Origin of the sequence: Labilibacter marinus, assembly GCF_001659685.2 — a bacterium.
Classification (GTDB): Bacteria; Bacteroidota; Bacteroidia; order Bacteroidales; family Marinilabiliaceae; genus Saccharicrinis; species Saccharicrinis marinus.
The window spans coordinates 348663-371182 of sequence record NZ_LXYE02000001.1 but is presented as its reverse complement, the minus strand read 5'-3'; the positions used below and the strand labels follow the sequence as shown (position 1 = coordinate 371182).

Annotated in this window: 15 protein-coding genes; 8 read left to right on the top strand and 7 right to left on the bottom strand. The window is 33.6% G+C overall.

Features of this window, described 5'->3' with window-relative positions; translation table 11 throughout:
• The first annotated feature begins 86 nt into the window (after positions 1 to 86).
• The 5 genes from A8L32_RS01445 to nhaA all read left to right on the top strand — a co-directional run bounded on the left by A8L32_RS01445 (position 87) and on the right by nhaA (position 7410).
• Positions 87 to 2978 carry a PD-(D/E)XK nuclease family protein gene (locus A8L32_RS01445; RefSeq protein WP_075589914.1) on the top strand — a complete coding sequence of 964 codons (2892 nt, stop codon included), beginning with the start codon at positions 87 to 89 and terminating at the stop codon, positions 2976 to 2978.
• A 15-nt stretch (positions 2979 to 2993) separates the two neighbouring features.
• Positions 2994 to 3443 (top strand): hypothetical protein, encoded by a 450-nt coding sequence (locus A8L32_RS01440; protein ID WP_143524982.1) that lies wholly within the window; start codon positions 2994 to 2996, stop codon positions 3441 to 3443.
• A 64-nt stretch (positions 3444 to 3507) separates the two neighbouring features.
• Positions 3508 to 4932 carry a RapZ C-terminal domain-containing protein gene (locus A8L32_RS01435; protein WP_075589912.1) on the top strand — a complete coding sequence of 475 codons (1425 nt, stop codon included), beginning with the start codon at positions 3508 to 3510 and terminating at the stop codon, positions 4930 to 4932.
• Between the two features lie 330 nt (positions 4933 to 5262).
• On the top strand, positions 5263 to 5997 hold the full coding sequence (locus A8L32_RS01430) for a nucleotidyltransferase family protein (protein WP_075589911.1): 735 nt from the start codon (positions 5263 to 5265) through the stop codon (positions 5995 to 5997).
• A 42-nt stretch (positions 5998 to 6039) separates the two neighbouring features.
• Positions 6040 to 7410, top strand: coding sequence for a Na+/H+ antiporter NhaA (gene nhaA / locus A8L32_RS01425; protein ID WP_075589910.1), 1371 nt, complete (start codon positions 6040 to 6042; stop codon positions 7408 to 7410).
• Positions 7411 to 7481: 71 nt separating this feature from the next.
• Here nhaA and A8L32_RS01420 read toward each other — a convergent pair whose 3' ends face one another.
• On the bottom strand, positions 7482 to 7751 hold the full coding sequence (locus A8L32_RS01420; protein ID WP_075589909.1) for a DNA-binding protein: 270 nt from the start codon (positions 7749 to 7751) through the stop codon (positions 7482 to 7484).
• Between the two features lie 293 nt (positions 7752 to 8044).
• Positions 8045 to 8740 (bottom strand): phosphatase PAP2 family protein, encoded by a 696-nt coding sequence (locus A8L32_RS01415; protein WP_075589908.1) that lies wholly within the window; start codon positions 8738 to 8740, stop codon positions 8045 to 8047.
• 116 nt (positions 8741 to 8856) lie between these two features.
• On the opposite strand from A8L32_RS01415, the gene A8L32_RS01410 reads away from it, so the two are divergent.
• Positions 8857 to 9846 (top strand): diacylglycerol/lipid kinase family protein, encoded by a 990-nt coding sequence (locus tag A8L32_RS01410; RefSeq protein ID WP_075589907.1) that lies wholly within the window; start codon positions 8857 to 8859, stop codon positions 9844 to 9846.
• Positions 9847 to 10153: 307 nt separating this feature from the next.
• Here the strand turns inward: A8L32_RS01410 and yidC are convergent, their stop codons facing one another.
• The 5 genes from yidC to A8L32_RS01385 form a co-directional block, all read right to left on the bottom strand.
• On the bottom strand, positions 10154 to 12019 hold the full coding sequence (yidC, locus tag A8L32_RS01405; RefSeq protein WP_075589906.1) for a membrane protein insertase YidC: 1866 nt from the start codon (positions 12017 to 12019) through the stop codon (positions 10154 to 10156).
• A 35-nt stretch (positions 12020 to 12054) separates the two neighbouring features.
• Positions 12055 to 13656, bottom strand: coding sequence for a CTP synthase (locus A8L32_RS01400; protein ID WP_075589905.1), 1602 nt, complete (start codon positions 13654 to 13656; stop codon positions 12055 to 12057).
• 141 nt (positions 13657 to 13797) lie between these two features.
• On the bottom strand, positions 13798 to 16035 hold the full coding sequence (locus A8L32_RS01395) for a hypothetical protein (RefSeq protein ID WP_143524981.1): 2238 nt from the start codon (positions 16033 to 16035) through the stop codon (positions 13798 to 13800).
• Between the two features lie 49 nt (positions 16036 to 16084).
• Positions 16085 to 17284: a DUF4249 domain-containing protein gene (locus A8L32_RS01390; protein ID WP_075589903.1), complete on the bottom strand. Its 1200-nt coding sequence runs from the start codon at positions 17282 to 17284 to the stop codon at positions 16085 to 16087.
• Positions 17285 to 17399: 115 nt separating this feature from the next.
• Positions 17400 to 18596, bottom strand: a complete 1197-nt coding sequence (locus tag A8L32_RS01385) for a DUF4249 domain-containing protein (RefSeq protein WP_075589902.1) — start codon at positions 18594 to 18596, stop codon at positions 17400 to 17402.
• Positions 18597 to 18829: 233 nt separating this feature from the next.
• Here A8L32_RS01385 and A8L32_RS01380 point away from each other — a divergent pair, with 233 nt between their 5' ends.
• A complete protein-coding gene (locus tag A8L32_RS01380; protein ID WP_075589901.1) occupies positions 18830 to 19546 on the top strand; it encodes a hypothetical protein in 717 nt (238 codons plus the stop codon).
• Positions 19546 to 22329 (top strand): TonB-dependent receptor, encoded by a 2784-nt coding sequence (locus tag A8L32_RS01375; RefSeq protein ID WP_083631131.1) that lies wholly within the window; start codon positions 19546 to 19548, stop codon positions 22327 to 22329. Before A8L32_RS01380 ends, A8L32_RS01375 begins: the two co-directional genes overlap by 1 nt.
• Positions 22330 to 22520: the final 191 nt, after the last annotated feature.

The following is a 22520-nucleotide window of genomic DNA, read 5'->3' as shown; positions in this document are numbered from 1 at the left end:
TCAAACATGCATGAAATCTTAACTTTTTAGCTGTAAAAACTATTAATTTTTATTCTTTTGTATAAAGAATCATCGCAAATATCTTCATGACAAATTTTATTCAACAACTTGCTCAGTACTATTTTAATAAATATCAAACCAACATATCGGAGTTTTGTTTTGTATTTCCCGGTAGAAGAGCAGGACTTTTTTTTCAACAGCACCTTAGTACGCTCATCTCAGAGCCACTTTGGTCGCCAAGAACAATAACTATAAATGAATTTGTTCAGGATTTTACTTCTCATCAAATAGCCGACAAAATTACTTTGGTTTTTGAGCTGTATCAAGTGTATGAAGAAGTATATAAAACTGGAACCAGTTTTGATGAGTTTTTGCCTTGGGGCGAAATTATCTTAAATGATTTTGATGACATTGATAAATATAGGGCCAATGCCGAACAAGTTTTTTCGAACCTTCTTTCCATCAAAGAAATTGAAGATGATTATAGCTTTTTAAGCGAAGAGCAAATAGAAACCATAAAAAGCTTTTGGCATTCCTTTAATCCGCACAAGCTATCCGATCATCAAACAGAATTTATTAAGGTATGGGAAAAACTCTATGAAGTTTACCGCCTATTTAATAAGCGTTTACTAGAAAAAAACATGACCTACGAAGGGGCAGTATATCGCTCCATAGCCGATGACATTGATCAAAAGAAACCGCTAAATATAAAATACCCCAAAATTATATTTGTTGCCTTTAATGCTTTAAATAGCTGCGAGAAAAAGTTGTTTCATCACTTGGCTATTGGTAACAAAGCCGATTTTATTTGGGATTATACTCCTTGGTTACTACAAAATAAAAATACAGGTTCCAACCCTCATGAACGAATGAAAGAGCATGAGGCCATTCGATTTATCGAAGAAAATCTGGAGAAATTTCCACCTCCGCATGATTGGGATTTCCCTGCAAATAAAGAGTTACCTGAAATAAAGATTACTTCGGTTGCTACGGATACTGCGCAAACACAGATAGTACACCAATACTTACAAGATATTCCTGCAGAAAGTAATTCTTCTCAATTAGATTCTGCATTACGAACTGCGGTTATACTAACGGATGAAACCATACTATTACCTGTATTACATTCCATCCCCGATGAAATTGAAAAGGTGAATATTACGATGGGTTACCCCATTAAGAATACACCTGCCTATGGTTTACTTGAATTGGTTTTTGACTTGCAAAAAAACGGAAGGAAGACTAAAGCGGGTAAAACCTGGTTTTATTTTAGAAATGTGTTACCTATCCTGAGTCATCAGTATATTGAACCTATCAGCCCCGAGCTGCATAAAAAGCTTGCCTACTCAATAACCAAGCAAAACAAAACCTACATTGAGGCCAATGAATTAGATAAAAGTAAACTTTTAAACACCATATTTAAAGTGGTAGAAAAGAGCGAAAACTTCTCTACTTACTTAATCGATTTATTACAGCTCATATATAGTGGTCTGCAAAAGAACGACAACGACCAGGTTATTGAAAAGGAATTTATTTACCAGCTGCATTTAACCATTACCCAACTGGCTGATCTCATTAAAAAGCTGAAGGTAGAAATTAGTCCGGATACCTGGATTAAACTATTTAAACGTGCTGCTGAGTTAAAAAGCATTCCTTTTAGTGGAGAACCTTTAAAGGGCTTACAGGTAATGGGTATTCTAGAAACTCGTGCTTTAGATTTTGAGAATCTTATCATTCTCAATATGAATGAGGGTGTTTTTCCACAGACAGGAGCAAGCAATTCATTAATTCCATACAGTTTGCGTAAGGCCTTTATGTTGCCTACTATCGAGCATCAGGATGCCATCTTCGCTTATTATTTTTACCGATTAATTCATCGTGCTAAAAAGGTACAGATGTTATATAATTCGTCGGCACAAGGAATGCAAACCGGAGAAATGAGTCGTTTCTTATTCCAGCTTAAATATGAGTACCCTGCCGATAAACTCAGCTTTTCTACAGCAGTTGATAATATTAATATATCCCCTTCTCAGAGCTATTTTGTAGATAAGGATGAAAAAGTAATGTCGGTACTCAACCAATATTTGCAAGACGGTACTCGTAAGTTATCGCCTAGTGCCTTAAGTACCTATTTTGAGTGCCCTTTGAGATTCTATTACAAATACGTGCTAAAAGCTGCAGAACCTGACGAAATTTCAGAAGATATTGACCCCAGAATTTTTGGGACTCTATTTCATGAAACCGTGGAAGAAATATATAAACCATTCGTGGGTAAAGAGGTACTTCCTGAGGACATTAAAAAATTAAGACTGGATAAAAACACCATTAATCAGGCACTGCACAAAAGCTTTAGTAATTATTTCAACCACGATTTAAATCAAAGTGACTTTAAGGATATTCAGGGTAAAAACATATTAGTATTTGATATCATTAAAAAATATGTGCAGCAGTTTTTACAGGTAGAACAAAAGCATGCGCCCTTTTATTTAAAAGGATTAGAGAAATTGGTGGATGCAAACATTATAGTAGGCGATAAAACAATTTGCCTGGGTGGTACGATTGATAGGTTAGATGAAAAAGATAATAATATTAGGGTAATTGACTACAAAACGGGTGCAGGCGACGAGCACTTTAGTAAAGTAGAAGAATTATTTTTACAAAGTAAACACAAGGCTAAAAAGGCTATTTTTCAAACTTTGTTATACAGCTATATTTTAAAACAAAGCAAATCAGATATTTCATCCTATTATCCAGGAGTGGTATGGATTAAAAAGATTTTTACCTCTCCTGATTATTCGCTTAAAAAAGGAACACCAAGTAATAACGAAACCTTGACTTTACAAACCGTAGAGGAAGAATATATTAATGAATTAAAACAACATTTGGCCGATCTTTTTAATAAAGATATTGCCTTTTCGCAAACCGAATATACCGATAGCTGCTTATCTTGTAGCTATAAAAGTATTTGTGGGAAATAGGATATTTACAAAATCATGAAATATTTTTTAATATACATTACGATTTTCATTTTGAGCACTTTCAAGTCTTCTGCACAAGAAAATGACAGAAGCCTATATATGAGTCATTCACAAAATAACCTTTGGCTTAACAAAGTGAAAAACTCAAATAAAAAAACGCAATGGAATTATATTTATAAGCGTTTTTTAGATTCCTCAAATCTTGAAATAGATTTAGATTCTGACAAAATAGCAACTCCTGTTATTCTTATTGCAGGTAGAGTATTTGAAACAGAACTAGGTTATGCTTCAAGAAAAAAAATATCACAATTGATAACATACGAAAAGTTAGAAAGCATATTAATTATGGACAAAGTTCCTGAGAACTTGCATATTAATAAACCTTTTACAGGGATTATCTTAATTTCGTTGAATGATAAAAGAGTGTCTAGAAAATTTGAAAAGATTCTACAAAGACTAGAGTAATTATTCATCACTCGATTGAAATGAGGATGAAATATGAATCATACCGAAATAATTGATAGTAATAATGGATTTAAATAAAATAGAACAACTCAGCAAAATGTTTACTCGCTTTACTGGCGAGCAGATAGAAACTACAGAAATGCTTCCTCCATCAGGATCTTACAGAGAATATGTTCGCTTTACTGGAGGCGGAAAAAGTGCCTTAGGGGTTTTTAATTCCGATAAAAAAGAAAATGCAGCTTTTATTGGATTTTCTGAGCATTTTAAGAGTAAAAGTTTAAAGGTAGGTAAAGTATTCGACCAGGATATGGAACAAGATATTTACCTGGTAGAAGATTTAGGAAACACCACCCTTTTCGATTTTTTGCAGGCCAACAGAGTTGAGGGAGAATTCTCAGAATCTTTAATGGACATATATAAAAAGACCATTGAGGAGTTGGTGCTATTTCAGCTTAAAGGATCAGAAGATTTAGATTTTGATCTTTGCTATCCGCGTAAAGCTTTTGACAGACAATCGATGCAATGGGATTTGCATTATTTTAAATACTACTTTTTAAAATTGGCTCAGGTACCGTTTGATGAACAAGCTCTCGAAGAAGATTTTAAGAGCCTCATGGACTTTCTTTTAGAGGCTGAGCACCATTACTTTTTATATCGCGATTTTCAATCGAGAAACGTGATGGTGAAAAATGGAGAACCCTGGTTTATTGATTATCAAGGAGGAAGAAAGGGTGCTTTGCAATACGACTTAGCTTCTTTACTTTACGACGGGAAAGCGGATATACCAGTGGAAGTTAGAGAACAATTATACAGCCATTACATCGACACCTTAAAAAAACACAAAGAGGTAGATGAGAGTTCCTTCCAGAATCATTTTACAGGTTATGTATATATACGCATTATGCAAGCCATGGGAGCATACGGATTTAGAGGCTTCTACGAGAAAAAAGAGCATTTTTTAAAGAGTATACCATATGCGCTTAAAAACATATCTTACTTGCTCAAAAGTCATCCTTTACCTATTCAAATCCCTGAGCTTAGTAGAGTATTAGAGGCATTAACTACCAATGAAAAACTATTAAGAATAAACGCTTTAACTGTTACCATTAATAGCTTTTCGTTTAAACGAGGTATTCCTTTTGATATGAGTGGAAATGGTGGTGGTTTTGTGTTTGATTGTCGTGCAATACACAACCCTGGCAGATACGAAGAATACAAACAAATAACAGGCAAGGACGAAGCCGTGATTAAGTTTTTTGAAAAGGAGCCTGAAATGAAAGAGTTTTTAGATGATGTTTTTTCGGTTGTTTCTAAATCTGTTGAAAAGTATATTTCGAGAAATTTTAAACATTTAATGGTGAATTTTGGTTGTACAGGTGGACAGCATAGGTCGGTATATAGTGCCGAGCAGCTAACTAAATACATACAACAAAAGTATCCTGTAAGCGTTAAGCTTCGACACGTAGAGCAGGAAATTAAAAAAGCCTAAAATGGGATCGAAGAAGTGTAAGAAAGTAAAAAAGTGCGATAAGGGAGTTGAGATGGACAGTGACGACAAATTTCAATGCAAAAAATGCAAATTAACTTCTAACAAAGAAAAAAAACTCTGTAAGCCAGAGAAACAATAACTTAAGAAATACAACGCGACTTATACCTATTAAAATCAATGGATATAAGTCGCTTTTATTATTACATCATCATTTTTTAGCGTACTCCTACTATTATTATTGCTTTTATTAGTTACTTCTGCCCCACCTTTTATACTGATTATCTTTAATTTTCTTATTATTGCACATTAAACAACAAAGCAATAAATTGAATGAATGCACTTATTTTTGCAGCTGGACTGGGCACTCGTTTAGCTACTATTACTAAAAGTAAACCCAAGGCATTAGTTGAAGTAAATGGAAAGCCTATGCTTCAGCACGCTATCGAAAAACTAATAGAAGTGGGCGTTACTCGTGTTGTTATAAATGTGCATCATCACCCCGAGCAAATTAAACAGTTCGTTAGCACTTTAAATTACCCTTCTGTTGATTTAATCATTTCGGATGAATCTGATCAATTACTTGAAACAGGTGGGGGCTTATTAAAAGCCGCTCCTTTATTTATTGCAGACCAACCTATTATATTATACAATTCGGATGTACTTACTGGAATTGATCTTAACAAGATGCTAAAATATCATCAGCAAAAGGGAGGTATTGCAACCCTGATGGTAAAAGACCGTAGTACAGCAAGATATTTTATATTCGATGATGATAATCGCCTTTCCGGATGGGAGAATATATCCACCAAAGAAGAACGAATTACCATTGAAACAAGTAAACGAAAATCTTTAGCTTTTTCAGGTATTCATATCATCAACCCCGAAATATTGTCTAAATTAGGAGAAGTACGTAAGTTTTCCATCACCAATGGCTATCTTGACTTATCTAAAGAGAATAAAATATATGGTTGGGATAATTGGGACGAATACTGGTTTGACATCGGTACGCCTGAGAAACTTGAAATAGCCGAATCATTTTTAAAGACCAAAGGCCTTCCCAAGTAAGGGATACTAAACGCTTAAAAAAGAATAAATAATTGATATAAGATGACACAGACTGAAGTTAAAAAAGATCAGAGTTTCTTTCAACGGTTTTTCAAAGCCATAACAGGAGGAAGCGCACTTTTAATGATAGCCACATTTATAGCCGTTATATGGGCTAATATCGATCATCATTTTTACGAGCACACATGGCATGATATCCTTTCGATAGACGTAAATATGTTCCATTTAAAAATGAGCTGGCACCATTGGATCAATGACGGATTAATGGCCATCTTCTTTTTTGTAGTTGGATTAGAAATAAAAAGAGAGTTTTTAGCAGGTGAGTTAAGCTCATTTAAGCAAGCCTCTTTGCCGATATTTGCCGCAGTTGGAGGTATGGTTGTTCCAATTATTTTCTTTTTCATGTTTGGTTTAGAAGGAGAATCTAGTGCTGGATGGGGAATTCCAATGGCTACTGACATCGCCTTTTCATTAGGGATACTGGGTATGTTAGGAAAACGAGTTCCTTTAAGCTTAAAGGTTTTTTTAACAGCCCTGGCTATTGTGGATGACTTAGGAGCCGTAGTAGTTATTGCTCTATTTTATGGTGGTGAGTTACAATGGACTTATTTAATGGTAGCAGCTGGTCTATTAGCAATATTAGTATTTGCCAACCTACGTAACATTCAAGATTTAAGACTTTATACTTTCCTAGGCTTTGTTATCTGGTATTTATTTATTGTATCAGGGGTAGATGGTCCTGGGTCTGGACTGCATGCCACCATAGCAGGGGTACTTATTGCCTTTACTATTCCTGCCAGACCAAAAGTACATATAGATAACTTTTTACCTCGTATTGAAAGAGGTTTAAATAAGTTTAAGCAGGTTCCTAAACACACGCATGAAATTGTGTTAACCGATGAACAATTACACGCCGTGAGTGATTTAGAATATGCGGTTAGCAAAGTGCGTAGCCCTTTACAATATATCGAGCATCAGTTTCATGGTTTTATCAGTGTATTTGTACTACCTGTATTTGCCTTGGCTAACGCAGGGGTTGTTCTAAGCGCTGGTCATGAGGGTGGAGAAGTTCTAGGCCTAGTGTCTATTGCTATTGCCATCAGCTTAGTTATGGGTAAAGTAATAGGAATAACCTTATTCTCATGGCTTGCAGTAAGATTAGGTATTTCAATTAAACCTAAGGGATCCTCATGGTTATCATTTGCTGGATTAGGTTTATTAGGAGGTATAGGTTTTACCATGTCAATATTTATAGCCAGTTTAGCATATACCAACTCAGCAGAAATATTAAATCAAGCTAAAATAGGTATTTTCATTGGGTCTATCGTTGCTGGGTTTGCAGGATTCTACTTATTAAAGTATTCTTTAAAACGTGATGAAGACATCATGAACAGAGGAGAAAAAGTGAAATAGTATTACTTCATTATATTCCATAAAAAAAGGTGCTTATAGCACCTTTTTTTATTTATTCTTTTTACAAGCGATTAGTTATATGCGTGAACACCTTTTTTACCTTCTAAGATATCCTTAGCATATTCTAAAATAGTTGTATCGTCAAGTTCTACAATACCTCCATCGGGGCCCGGTTCCATATGAATACCTACACTTCTACCTCTTTCGTAATTTTTCCCTCCAAAATAATTCCGAACGGTTTCTACATTTAATTCTAATTCTTCTGCGATAGTTCTCATGCTGCCGTTTGGCAGGCTGTCTTTAAGCTTTCTTAGCTGATTGAAAGTGATCGTAGTGCTCATAAGCTATAAAATTTAAAATTTGAAGTGTTTTAAATATAGCGAATAAATTTGAAAATTAAAATAGGCTTAAGCTTGAAATAACATGTTTATCAGTTAAATAATACATGAATTCCTATAAACTACAGCATATGGAGAGCTTATGTTTTTTTTTAGAAAATATTTGAACATGAGTGATCAAACCCTATTATCACCTTCCTATCATTTTATCGTTACTATGTCATTTTTTGAATTTTAACACAAAAAAAGCCTCAATAAAAATTGAAGCTTTACATATATAAATAACGAATACAATTTTAAACCAACATTACTTTTGCAGCTAATAATATTAAAATAAAAGAAACAACTCCTGTAAAAACGATTTGATAAACTGCTCCTTGTTCAAACTGTTCAGCAATCCCCCTTCGTAATCCTTTTCTATTAAAATAAGTCAATCGCACAAACCTTGGAATAACCAATGCATAAAGTTTATATACAAGGTAACCTAAAAGCGCTCCTAGCATAAAACCACCCAATACATCACCAGGAAAATGAACGCCTAAATATATACGAGAATAACCTACTACGAGCGACCATATTAATATAAATATTGAAAACACCTTATTTCTAAATATTAAGGATGTAAATACCGCTATACCCATTGTATTGGTGGCATGTGAAGAAACAAATCCAAACTTACCACCTTTATATCCAAATACGTTTTTTACGATACCCATTAAATCAGGGTCGTGAGATGGTCTTAACCGTTCAAAACCATATTTAAAAATATCGGTAGAAATTCTGTCGCACAAAACAATTAATAATAATACAGCAACAATAGTTATCCAACTTTGTAATTTTTGACTTTTAATAAATGTATAAATAATAACTAAATACATCGGTACCCAAATAATAGTACTGGAAATTAACCAAAATGCATTATCCTCATATTTACTATGAAAAAAGTTAATCAGCTGAAACAACTGCGTGTCAAATTGTAAAAGTGCATCCATACGGTAATAATTAATATTTTAATACTTAAAACTAACTCTTTTTTGATACTAAAAAAAACATTCCTGTATATCGGTATTGTTTTGTAGATTAGCAAACACTAATACCATACGCAACAATGACAAAAAGGATTCTTTTTCTTATCAATCCAGTTTCTGGAATAGGAAAACAAAAGACAATTGAGAAGTATATCGAATCTGAATTAGACAGCCATAAGCTTTCCGTTGACATCAGTTATACTGAGTTTAGAGGGCATGCGCGAGAATTAGCTGGAAAAGCGGTAGGTAAATACGATGCTGTTGTGGCTGTGGGTGGTGATGGCACTGTAAATGAGGTTTCTTCAAAATTAGTTGGTACAGATACAGCTTTAGCCATCGTTCCTACTGGATCGGGTAATGGCTTGGCCAGATACATGCAAATACCTATGCGCTTGCAAAAGGCGGTTCAAAGTCTGAATTATTTTATTGAGAAAAAAATTGATACCATGAAAGTAAATCAGTTTTGCTCAGTAAACGTTGCAGGCATCGGTTTTGATGCTCATATAAGCCATAATTTTGAAGGAAGGAAACTAAGAGGTCCATTGGGCTATCTGCAATTAATTACATCAGAATTTGGCGGCTATCAATCGGAAACCTACCATTTGAAAATTGATGGACAAGAATATACTCGAAAAGCATTTTTAATCAGCTTTGCCAATTCATCGCAGTACGGTAATAATATTCATATCGCGCCTAATGCAAAAATTGATGATGGCTTAATTGATGTAAGTATTATACACGATTTTCCGAAAATTAATGCACCAGCCATGGTTTTTAGTTTATTGGATAAATCGATTAATAAAAATGATAATGACGAAGTAGTTAGAGCTCAAAAGATAGAGATTGAACATGACTCAGCTTTAAGTGCTCATATAGATGGCGAGCCTGTTTCGTTAGGTAATAAAGCGACCATTGAAATTAAACCCTTATCATTAAAAGTTATCGTTCCTCCTGCTCACTTGATTGAAAACTCTATTTTAGATCCTATCAAGGAAATCATCCCAAACATTACTGAAAATTTTAATTTGGAAAATATCTGGAAATTGAAATTAATGGAAGGATTGGGATAGCAATATGCTTTTAAGTTAAAAGTCTCTGCGATAAAACCTCAAGTGCTTAAACCCGAATTATGCGTTAAGGCATTGTCATGAGCATTCAAACTACAATAAAACAAGCATTTACAAAACACAGCCATAGCACCGCTATGGTGAGGCTTTTAAATAAGTGTAACGTTTTGTTTTGAAGTAGTTTGATTGCGGAATAGATGTTTTAATGCATATTTTGGGTTAAATCGTAAACCATTTATAAACAAAAAAGTTGGAAGCAGATAAACCACTTCCAACTTTATATTTTTTTGATAAGCTTTATTACTTCCGCTTATTTTTTCTTCTTCTTTTTTTGTTGCTGCAACTGCTGTTGCTTTTGCATATCCTCTAAACGTGCCTGGAAACCACTTTTCTTCTTTGGTTTCTTTTGGTTGGCAGTCAGCTTTGCTAAAATAGCATCCTCATCTACAAATCGACGAATTAAAATCGTTTGTAAAATAGTAATTAAGGTAGATACAAAATAGTAATAACTTAAACCTGCTGCGTAATTATTAAAGAACACTAAGAACATAACAGGCATCATATACATCATACCTTTCATACCAGGCATTTGCGCAGATGATTGAGTCATCTCTTGATTCATTTTTGTATATACTATATTGGTGATTGACATCAACAAACAGAATAAACTAACATGGTCACCATAAAAAGGTATATTCCAAGGTAAGTCAATTATAGAATCGTAACTAGATAAATCTGTTGCCCATAAAAAGCTCTCATGTCTTAGCTCAATAGAAACCGGGAAGAAACGGAACATGGCAAATAAGATAGGCATCTGCAATAACATTGGTAAACACCCACCTAACGGACTTACTCCTGCTTTGCGATACAATGCCATTGTTGCCTGCTGACGTTCCATCGCTTTATCTGAAGGAATCTTTTCGTTAATCGCATCAATTTGAGGTTTTAAAACTCTCATTTTAGCGGTAGACATATATGATTTATACGTCAATGGGAAAAGAACAAGCTTAAGAATTAAGGTCAGTATCAAAATAATCAGACCATAACTCGCAATACCACCTTCTAACCAGTTAAAGATTGGAATAATAGCATACTTGTTAATCGCTCCGAACATCCACCATCCTAGATTGATGATTTCTTGTAACTCTAAACCTTCGTACTGCTTAAGTGTTTTATATTGATTTGGACCAAAATAAAATTGGAACGATTGAACGCTTTTGGCAGCTCCATCATTTTGAATGGTAAGCTTTGCCGTATTTGTAGCAATAAAAGGAGAATTCTCTTCTTCTGGATAAATATGTGTATTAATGCTACCTGCAGAAAAGTTATTTTTAGCAACAAGTACTGATGAGAAGAACTGATCTTTAAAAGCTAACCATTTTACTGGTGTTCTGAACTCTTCCTCATCCGATTTTCCTGCAATTTCTTCAACAACATCCTGGTCGTACTTATATACCGCACCCGAATACTGACTCTCAAACTTACGCCCTTTTTCTTGCGCTATTAAATTAGTTTTCCAGTCTAACTCAAATCCAGCACCAGAACCACTAGTAATTAATTCTTCTACATTATTTCTTACAATATTATAATCTAACATGTAAGAGTTAACAGGCAAAGTATAATCGAAAGCTAAAAACTCATTATCTCCCAAAGAAAGTTTGAATCTTAAAGTAGAATCGTTACTGGCTGATTCATCTACTTGAAAAAATAGATTATTCGTATTTAAATTACGTAGGTTGTGCGTAAAGTTGAAACCAAAAACATTATCGTCACCATCAAACAGAATCAATGGCTCATCTTTAAAGTTGGTAAAATCCTTAAGTTCTACAGAATAAACTTTAGCTCCTTTATTGGTAAACTTAATTTTAACCAAGTTATTTTCTAAAGTAAATAATTTGCTTTCACCTTTAACAACATCAGCAAATAGACCATATTTATCGGCCATTTTTTTCTGATAAACAGTATCATTAACCGCAGCAGCTTCTGCTTGCTCTTGCTTTTCTTTTTTAAGTTCAAGCGCAACAATCTTTTCAGCCTCCAATGCTTTAACTTGAGCAATTGAATCCTGACGTATTTTTTGCGCTGCTATTTCCTCTTCGCTGGGTTTATTCATCCAAAAGAACACCCCTAAAATAGCGGCGATCAATATCATACCCGTAACGGAATTTTTATCCATCTTAAATGTTATTTCGTGTTTTAATTAAAGAAATACTATTTGTTGATTGCTGCATTTACAAACGACATAAAAATAGGATGCGGCTTTAACACAGTACTACTGTATTCTGGGTGAAATTGCACCCCAACAAACCACTTTAATGCAGGTATTTCAACAATTTCGGCTAATCCTGTGTCTGGGTTAGTTCCCGTGGCAAGCATACCGTTTTCTTCAAATTGAGTTAAAAAATCATTGTTGAATTCATATCTATGGCGATGTCTTTCGTGGGTTGTTTTACCCTCAAAAGCTTCATATGCATTACTTCCTTCTTTTAATTCGCACTCGTAGGCACCTAAACGCATGGTTCCACCCATGTCGGTCACATTCTTCTGGTCTTCCATTAAATCAATTACAGGAAACTTAGTTGAATGATCCATTTCGGTAGAATTGGCTTTTTCTAGATTAATTACATTACGTGCATATTCAATCACTGCACACTGCATACCTAAACAAATACCTAAGAAAATCATATTGTTTTCTCTGGCATAACGAACCGCTTCAAGTTTTCCTTCAATACCACGGTTACCAAATCCAGGAGCCACTAAAACAGCATCTAAACCAGCTAGTTTTTCAGCTGCAGTTTCATCATTAATCTCCTCAGAGTGAATTAATTTTATTTTTGCTTTTCTATCATGGTATGTAGCTGCATGAATTAAAGCTTCTATAATCGATTTATAGGCATCCGCTAACTCTACATATTTACCGACAATTCCTATAGTTACTGTCTTTTCAGCACCTTTCATTTTGGTTAAGAAATTCTTCCATTTCTTTAAATCAGGCGCCTTATCAACTGGCAATTCTAATTTTTCTAAACAGATTTCATCTAAACCTTCTTCCTGCATCTTTACAGGCACCTCGTATATGGTTGAAACATCAATAGATTGAATAACCGCTCTTGGATTAACATTACAAAATAGTGCTACCTTTTTACGGATATCGGGACCTAAATCGTGCTCTGTACGTAAAACCAAAACATCTGGCTGAACTCCTGCCTCTAATAATGTTTTAACAGAGTGCTGTGTAGGTTTTGTTTTTAACTCGCCTGAAGCATTTAAGAAAGGAACTAAAGTTAAATGAATCACCAAGGCACGGCTGCCTAACTCCCATTTTAACTGACGAACAGCCTCTACATAAGGAAGAGACTCAATATCACCAACAGTACCACCTATTTCAGTAATTACCACATCAAATTTGTGCTTAGTACCTAATAGTTTAATATTACGCTTAATCTCGTCTGTAATATGAGGAATAATCTGAACGGTTTTTCCAAGGTAATCACCTTTACGTTCTTTATTGATTACATTTTGGTAGATTCTACCCGTTGTTACATTGTTAGCCTGGGAAGTCGGAACATTTAAAAAACGTTCGTAATGACCTAAATCTAAGTCGGTTTCAGCACCATCCTCAGTAACGTAACATTCTCCGTGTTCATAAGGGTTTAACGTTCCTGGATCCACATTTAAATATGGATCTAACTTTTGAATGGTTACTTTATACCCTCTAGACTGTAACAACTTTGCTAACGAAGCTGAAATAATTCCTTTACCTAACGATGAGGCAACTCCCCCTGTTACAAAAATATATCTTGTATCCGGCACTGTATCAACTATTTAAATTAAACTAAAAATTCTTGCCAAAAATAAAGATACAAAGGTAAAAATTAATGGGTAAATAAAAAGATAGTTGGGTGCAGATAAATAGGTATAATATACTACAGGTAGCATAATACCTTTGTCACCTCACTCCACCTGAAAACTTTTTTCATAACGCTCTGCTACACCATGTGCATTGATACCTTCCACAACTATAGTATAATTTCCTTTATGGTCGGAAGTGTAGAACGAAAACTTATCCTCCTCTAATCTAGGGTTCCAATACAACACATTCCTATAGTCAGGCAAATGTTTTTTATTTACATCTTCTTTTGAATAATCTGTGGCTAAAAAACTATAATCCCCACTAAAAAAATCATGAGACTGCCTAAAGATTTGATCATCAAAAACGAGAGTACTTAAATCGTTTTTCTTTGTATACACAGATAATATCCTACCCAACTCATGACCTTTATAATAGTAATTTAAATTAATTACCTCAATCCTCTCAACATCCTCAGCCTGGACTTGCAACAACTTATCTACATCCTTAATATACACACCATCCACCAATATAAATGTACCCCCTTCACTTTTATTAATACCTTCTGGCTCCTCAATATAAATGGAATATTCACCTTTCTTTTTTTGTAGAAACACCAATGGAACTATTTCTTTAATTATTTCTTCTATTGATGATAGCTCAATATACTTAGATATAGGAATTGTATATTCTGGAAAATTATAAAATGATACACCAATACCTTTTTCGTTCTTAACAATACTATTTACAACACTATAAACCGAATTAACTTGCATATTAACAAATGCGCTATTAATTGCATTTGCTTTCTCTTTAGTCATGTGAAATCTTGAAATAGAAACATCTTTAAACACATTACAATAGTTTTCATCCAGCTCAATAATATACTTAAAACCATCCGCATTTTGCGTAAGTAAAGGCTGAATAACGATTTCTTTTTCTCCAAACTGATTAACCACAAACCTAAATTTACCTAAAGAATCCGTTGTAGCAATATCCATTTGCGAGGTACTACCTACCACATTCAGTATTAAAGAAACACCTTCTATTGCTTTATTGCTCTCAGCATCTATTAAAGTTCCAGATAAATATTGTCCATCAACTTCAGGCCAATGAAAGTCCTCAAAAGTTGTAATATTTACAGGATTAATAACTCTAAAACACTGTAATAAATCATTTAAACCAACTTCGTTACTAGTCCAGCTTGTCAATAAATTGTATGAAATAGCGTTAGGGCTATAAATATTTTGAATAACAGACGACTGATGAACCAATTCTTTTTGAACAACAGAAACACTCTTTTGCTTTAACTGCCTAGCATTTTCAATAGTTACTTCTACTCCTTCTCGACATATAAATCCATTATCCGTAATTTTAATTTCCAGTTTTTTTGAGCGTTCCTCATCTTTTACTGTAAAATATCGAGCCCCTAACAAGGTATCATTGTCATTATATAGGTACGCACACAAATAACCCATAGGTAATCCCCGCTTATTCAGTTCAAACAAATTATTTCTAGAACGTATACTTGTAATTGAATCACCTTTTGAATTAACAACATCTAAATAACCTCGAAAATCATTTCCTAAAGCCTCGAACACAACACTACTTGCATTAATATTTTTTAAGCGTATACCATATTTACTTATTACCGGCATTAGAATTTCCTGAGAAAAAGATAAAGAATCAGATGAATAACTTATATAGTATCTAACACTCTCTAATGGCTTAATATGCACCTTTGCATAACCGGATGCATTCGTTTTTACAACATCAAGCGTATCGTCATATTGGTTTGTAAGGTAAGTTTCTAATTCTTTTGGTAAACCATGTTTATCTACCACTTGAAATAAAACCTGATTTTCATGCTCTGCTATCCAAGCACCTCCTTCTGGATAAAATATGACAGTATCATCAACAAAGGCAAATTCTGTTTTTGGGTACTTACCTGACTTAAAAGGATTAACTACCGAAATAGATTTACGTGCATAAAACTTTGAATTATAGTTCTTCATCCAACTAGAGTAGGCACGTATCTGATAATTACCTGATTTAATGCTATCAGGCAATACAAATTGCGACTCAACCTTACCCGCATTTACATGAAATGTTTTTCTTAAAACTGGGTTTTTATATTTATTAAGAACCTCAACGTATGCCACATTACTAATACTTGTATCCTTAAATTCACCTTCAACAAAAAAATCTAGTTTTAACCATACTGACTCCCCCGCGATATAATAATCTCTATCTGTTCTAATATCTATACTTTCCTGAGCATATAAAATAACACTATAGCATAAACTAATGGCAATACAAGTCAACAATTTAAAAAATCTCATCACAAAAAAATAAAAAAATTATATCAGTATCTACTAATCATTTATTAAATTATTCCATCCAGCCCATTGGAGGTTCAACCCGAGCATTATTTCTAGAACACTTTCCACACTCAGCACCAATAAATACAACTCCAAGCAATTCGAGAGTTGGAGGTAAAGATTCCTCCTTATAGAATCCACTACTTAGAACCCACTCATCGCTTCTAATCTTCAACAAATACTTTTCATATATACTATATTCATCAGATGCAAACAAGGTATCTACAGCACAAGGCTCATAACTATATACCCCTAAACCTAAATTACTAATATCACCTCTGCCTATATATATTTCTCGGCTTGCAACACCTGCAACTTGAAAATAACCTAACACCTGCTCCTCTGGGTTATCAATACATTTTACATTACCATAAACACTATAAGGTTGCTTACCAAAGAAATCCTCTTGCTCTTCTGACGTTTCTTTTAACCTATTCCAAAAACTATATTCCTTAGGTGAGATAGAGTATTGATTTATCGTTGCACGATAGCGTGTAAAAAATCTATCCGAAGTATATGTAGAAATGGAAGCAACCAATTTATCCGTTACAATTTTTTCTGCTTGATTTTGAAATGACTTTATTACAATGCCTTCAATCTTATCATATTTATAACATTCCTTTATCACATCGTCATGCCATCCAAATGTTGTATCATCGACCATATAAAAATAATCTGGATTTCTAAGATGAATCTTCCAATCCTCATTAACATCCCATCTTAAACAGGTTTCTTTATCCGAACAAATACTCGCATCCACTTTTAGTTGCAAAACATCGTTTTTATAATACTCTCCTGGTTTGGTCTTTTTTTGAATCGAAATATTATCAATACACGAAGGTTCACGCAGCAAACACAGATCAGATTCATAACGCTTTGAATCATTCTCAATAAGTAACCTATACGATTTCCCAATCTTTGCTCTAAAGTCAGGATTGGTTTGATACTTTCCATCGTTTTGGTATATTAAATGATGCTCCTCCCCTGTATCGTCAATAATTTTAACACTTGCATTCGTCACTTTTTCATTAATTGGTGAAAATCGAGGCGTAGAATATGTGAGCAATACCGAATAAGGTCCCTCTCTATTGGTCACTAATCCATCAACTATTAAGTACTTTCCTTCCCCTTTGCTATTTATCTGATAAGGATCAATACATGAAGTAATAAAAAGAAAACCCAGCATTAAGTTAATTACATATATTTTCATTTTATTTTTATCCTTTTTGTCAAGTTATAGTTACATAAGGTATTTATTCTCGTTCGAGATTCTTCATTTTCAGCGAACCCTACTACCTAAATACCTATACATCAAAACGCCCTATTTAATCATTATCTACCCATCCCAAAGGAGGTTCAACACGTGCATTATTTTTAGAGCACTTTCCACACTCAGCACTTAAAAATGTAATACCTAATAAAACAGGCTTTGCAGTTTCTGTATAGTAGTTCTGGCTATAAATCCACTCATTAGACCTTATCTTTTTTATATATTCTTCATATAAACTATATTCATCCGAAACGAGAATGGTATCCACAGCACAAGGCCTATAACTGTACACTCCTAAACCTAAACGACTAATATCACCTCTATCAACATATATTTCCTTACTTGTAACGCCAGCAACCTGAAAATAACCCAATACATTCTCATCAGGATTGGTTATGCAACTGATGTTACCGTATACACTATAAGGCTGCCTACCAAAAAAATCCTCGCTGTTTTCAGTCGAAGACCTTAACATATCCCAAAAATGGTATTCTTGCTTAGAAATTGAGTATTGGTTTATTGTAGCCCTATATCGCGTTAAAAACCTATCCGAAATATAGGGAGAAACAGAAGCCACACCCTTAGCTACCAGACTTCTTACTGCTTGATTTTGAAACGATTGAATAACTATCCGGTCAATCTTATCACTCTTATAACAGTCAGTTATAACATCCTTTGTCCAACCGAATGTGCTATCATTTACCATATAAAAAAACTCTGGATTTCTAAGGTGAATTTTCCAATCCTCTTTCACATCCCACCTTAAACAAGTTTCATCCTCAGAACAAACATTCGCATCTACTAAAAGCTGCAATACGTCATCACCATAGCCTCCCCCGAATTTAGTTTTCTTTTGCATGGAAATATTATCAATACAGCTAGGCTCTCTTAATAAACATAAATCAGATTCATAATGCTTTGTATCTATATCAATCTGTAATTTATAAGACTTCCCAATTATTGCTCTAAAGTTTGGATCTGTTTGATACTTTCCATTATCTACATAATTTAAAACATAAACCTCATCTAAATCTTCTACAATTTTCACCTCAGCATTCGCAACATTTTCGAATTTTGGTGTATATGTTGGTGTAGAATAATTGAGCAATACCGAATATGGTCCCTCCCTATTGGTTACTAACCCATCTACTACTAAAAACTTACCTTCTCCTTCTGTATTTATTTGGTACGGCTCAATACACGATGTAATAAAAAGAAAAATCAACAAGATGTGAATTACATATAATTTCATTTTATGTTTTATAATATTTAGTCTTTTTACAATTTAAGTAATTATATATTTTTCATAAAAATAGAATAGTTTCTCCTATTTACTACTAAAAAAACTAAATTTTGTTTATTTTTATAAAATAATTATAAATCATTTAGTTTTTCTATAACAATAAATATTTCATCATTTATAGTTGCCAATTAAATATGCCTGTGAAATTTATCATCCCCCTATTTATTTATGTCCTATGCACAATGACTGTAAAGGCCCAATCTAAATCCATTCAAAACACCTCTTTACAACTTAATTCAAAATACAACGAGAATCAAGAAAATGTAACTAAAAAACACAAAACCCTATCATACGAAGACTTAGAGTACATATATGGACGAGAATATAAAATAATATACCCACCTAATCTACCAGCTCCTTTCTTATATTCTAGACTTTGCAAAGGGTCAGTTTTCCTTAAAGGGTTTGAATATTCTAATTTATATTTGATGTATGATGTATTAAAAGATGAAGTAGTATTAAAGACCCAGAATTTAAACTCCAATTCAATATATATACAATTAAACAAAAGCAATATTGATTCAATCTACATTGAATCGGGAGAAGACAAAAGTAAACTAATTAATATTGACATTAATTATAATAACTTCCATAATGGTTTTTATGAAATATTGTATAATAATGAAGAAGTGAAGTTGTTATTGAAAAATAAGGTAAGTACTAACTCTAGTAAAGGTTACGATAATTTTATATTTAAGCATGACTTAATCATTTATAAAGAGGGGGTATATTCAAAAATAAACAGTAAAAGAGCCTTACTTAAACAGTTTTGGTTAAAACGCAAAAGCATTCGTAAAAAAATGACAACATATAATACTAGTTATAAAAAAATGACAAAAGATGACTTTACGGATCTTCTTCATTTTATTAATACCACGTCTTTAAAAAGTGATATATAATGAAGAAAATTTTGTTTTATATTATACTGACCTCACTTTTTCATAGTATTTCTGCGCAAGAAATCACAAGTCCTATACGAAAGGATTCCCTAAGTTTTAGTGAAGCCATTTCAATATTAGAGAAAAATAATAATGCACGTATTTTTTACAAAACGGAATGGATTAAAATCCCAACCTTAGAGCGTGGCATTTTAGAAAAACCTTTTATTAAAGCACTTAATCATCTTGCAAAATCTAATCATTTAGCCTATTTCTTTCTAGATGAAAGCACTATATTATTCACAAAAGATTATGCAATAAAATCGAACTATGCGAAAAGCTACCATGAATATTTAAAAACTAACATTACTAAAAATACCGACACCATTGAATACGCGCCTTTACCAAGAGCCAACCTTGAAAAAACACTTATAAACAAAGAATATAAAACATATAACATAGGAAGCCCTTCCGCTAACAAAAACAAAAAAACAGCTACAATAAATGGTGTTGTTAAAGATATTGAAACAGGAGAATCTTTAGTTGGAACAGTTGTTTATATTGACAAGATTCAGAAAGGAAGTGTTTCTAATGCTTATGGAGCATATACACTAACGGTACCAAAGGGGCAATATAAAATTGAATATCGCTCATTAGGTATGCGTACAACCCACAGAAATGTAAATATTTATTCGGATGGGGTATTAAACATCGAGCTAAAAAGTAAACCTACTTCAATTAACGAAATTACAGTTAAAGCGACCGCTGATGATAAGGTAAAAAACCTAGAAATGGGTGTGGAGAAAATCAGCATTAAATCATTAAAACGTATGCCTTCTGGTTTTGGTGAAGCTGACATCATCAAAGGAACACTATTATTACCCGGAGTACAAGCGGTGAGCGAAGCATCGGCAGGTTTTAATGTACGCGGTGGTAGTTCAGATCAAAATCTGGTATTACTTAACGAAACCCCAATCATGAACACCTCACACTTCTTTGGATTCTTCTCAGGTTTTAATGCAGACTTAGTTAAAGATGTTACCTTATACAAAAGTGGTGTTCCGGCCAAATACGGAGGACGAGCATCTTCTGTTATGGATATAACCTTAAAAGATGGTAATAGGAAACAAACCAAAATATCAGGAGGCATTAGCCCTGTCTCAGGAAGACTAGTTGTAGATGGTCCAATTAAAAAAGACAAAAGTTCATTTATCTTAGGTGCAAGATCCACCTATTCAAACTGGGTATTAAAATTACTCGACGATGTGAAGCTTAAGAATAGTAATGCTAATTTCCATGATTTACAAGGTAATTTCTCTTTTGACTTAAACGATAAGAATAGTTTATACATATCTGGTTACTATAGCCATGATGATTTTGATTATCATCAAGAAGAAGGGTTTAGCTACAACACTTTAGCATCATCTATTAAGTGGCATAAAACTTTCAGTCCAAAACTTTTTTCTTCCTTTTCGGCAAACATGAGTCAATACAATTATAACATGTCTTCAAATGTTAAGCCCACTACATATAATGAAGTAAAATATAAACTCAACCAATATTCGATAAAGACTGACTTCACCTACCACACAGCATCAAATCATAAAATTGACTTTGGACTGAATAGCACGTGGTACGACCTAAGCCCTGGTGAAAGAACCCCCTTTGGTGAAGAGTCTACCATACTGCCTGAAAAGCTAGAAGATGAGAGAGCAATTGAAACTTCACTATACCTAAGCGATCAATTTAACCTGACACATTTTCTATCAGTATCTGCAGGAATAAGATTTACTACATATGCAAACTTTGGTCCCAAAACCCAATTTAACTATACTAATGATCAACCTCTACATACTGAAAACATAACAGATACTACAACATATAAGTCGGGTGACTTAGTTCTGTTTTATTCGAACCCAGAATTTCGTTTATCCGCAAATTTTGCTCTTAGTAATCGTAGCTCAATTAAACTGGGAGTTTCCAGAATGCACCAATACATTCAGATGATTTCCAACACTGCCACTATATCTCCTACTGACATATGGAAACTCTCTGATCAATATTTAAAACCATTAAGAAGTGACCAATACTCTATCGGATTTTACCAGAAAATTGGTGAGAAATACGAATTTACGGCAGAAACATATTACAAAAAACTTGATAACATCATTGATTACAAAGGGGGCGCAAAGTTAGTGATGAATGAACATTTAGAAACTGACATTATAAATGGAGATGGCAAGGCCTATGGTGTTGAATTAATGATGGAAAAAAAGATGGGTAAATTTACAGGATGGGTTAATTATACCTATTCCCGTATATTGCACAAATCTTCCACCCCATTTAAGCAAGAGGAAATAAATAACGGTGATTATTATCCTGCTAATTATGATAAACCACACGACTTTAAGCTAACCGCTAATTACAAAGCTGGCAGAAGAGTTAACTTATCCTCCAGCTTTATGTATAGCAGCGGTCGACCTTTTACGGCTCCCATAGCATACTACAAATTTAAAAACTCAATAAGACCTTACTATACCGAAAGAAATGCACTGAGAATGGAAGATTACATGAGGTGGGATATTGCTGCAACATTACACGGGAATTTGATTCGCAAAAAAATGAATCATAGCTCATGGACATTCGCGGTGTACAATGTATTAGGACGAAAAAATCCTTATTCCGTATTTTTCAGAAGCGAAGGAGGTAAAGTTAAAGGATACCAAATGTCTATTTACGGACAACCAATATTTACTGTTACTTATAACTTCAAGCTTCGTGGAAATGCTAAAGATGACTTTTAATACTCATTAAATATTTTAGCTAGCATGACTGATTCCAAAAAGAAATTTATATCATCATTTATCCCAATCATAGGAATTTTAATATGGTCTTTATTCATAACGATTAAGAGTTTCGATTCTAATGAAACTTGGAGAATAATATTTTCAACAATAAGCTTTTTAGGATTCTTTAGCCTAACATTTATACTTGT

Bases quoted from the DNA above. Each gene is read 5' to 3' on its own strand.
- A8L32_RS01445 (WP_075589914.1), top strand. From the start codon at position 87: ATGACAAATTTTATTCAACAACTTGCTCAGTACTATTTTAATAAATAT.
- A8L32_RS01440 (WP_143524982.1), top strand. From the start codon at position 2,994: ATGAAATATTTTTTAATATACATTACGATTTTCATTTTGAGCACTTTC.
- A8L32_RS01435 (WP_075589912.1), top strand. From the start codon at position 3,508: ATGGATTTAAATAAAATAGAACAACTCAGCAAAATGTTTACTCGCTTT.
- A8L32_RS01430 (WP_075589911.1), top strand. From the start codon at position 5,263: ATGAATGCACTTATTTTTGCAGCTGGACTGGGCACTCGTTTAGCTACT.
- nhaA (WP_075589910.1), top strand. From the start codon at position 6,040: ATGACACAGACTGAAGTTAAAAAAGATCAGAGTTTCTTTCAACGGTTT.
- A8L32_RS01420 (WP_075589909.1), bottom strand. From the start codon at position 7,751: ATGAGCACTACGATCACTTTCAATCAGCTAAGAAAGCTTAAAGACAGC.
- A8L32_RS01415 (WP_075589908.1), bottom strand. From the start codon at position 8,740: ATGGATGCACTTTTACAATTTGACACGCAGTTGTTTCAGCTGATTAAC.
- A8L32_RS01410 (WP_075589907.1), top strand. From the start codon at position 8,857: ATGACAAAAAGGATTCTTTTTCTTATCAATCCAGTTTCTGGAATAGGA.
- yidC (WP_075589906.1), bottom strand. From the start codon at position 12,019: ATGGATAAAAATTCCGTTACGGGTATGATATTGATCGCCGCTATTTTA.
- A8L32_RS01395 (WP_143524981.1), bottom strand. From the start codon at position 16,035: ATGAGATTTTTTAAATTGTTGACTTGTATTGCCATTAGTTTATGCTAT.
- A8L32_RS01390 (WP_075589903.1), bottom strand. From the start codon at position 17,284: ATGAAAATATATGTAATTAACTTAATGCTGGGTTTTCTTTTTATTACT.
- A8L32_RS01385 (WP_075589902.1), bottom strand. From the start codon at position 18,596: ATGAAATTATATGTAATTCACATCTTGTTGATTTTTCTTTTTATTACA.
- A8L32_RS01380 (WP_075589901.1), top strand. From the start codon at position 18,830: ATGACTGTAAAGGCCCAATCTAAATCCATTCAAAACACCTCTTTACAA.
- A8L32_RS01375 (WP_083631131.1), top strand. From the start codon at position 19,546: ATGAAGAAAATTTTGTTTTATATTATACTGACCTCACTTTTTCATAGT.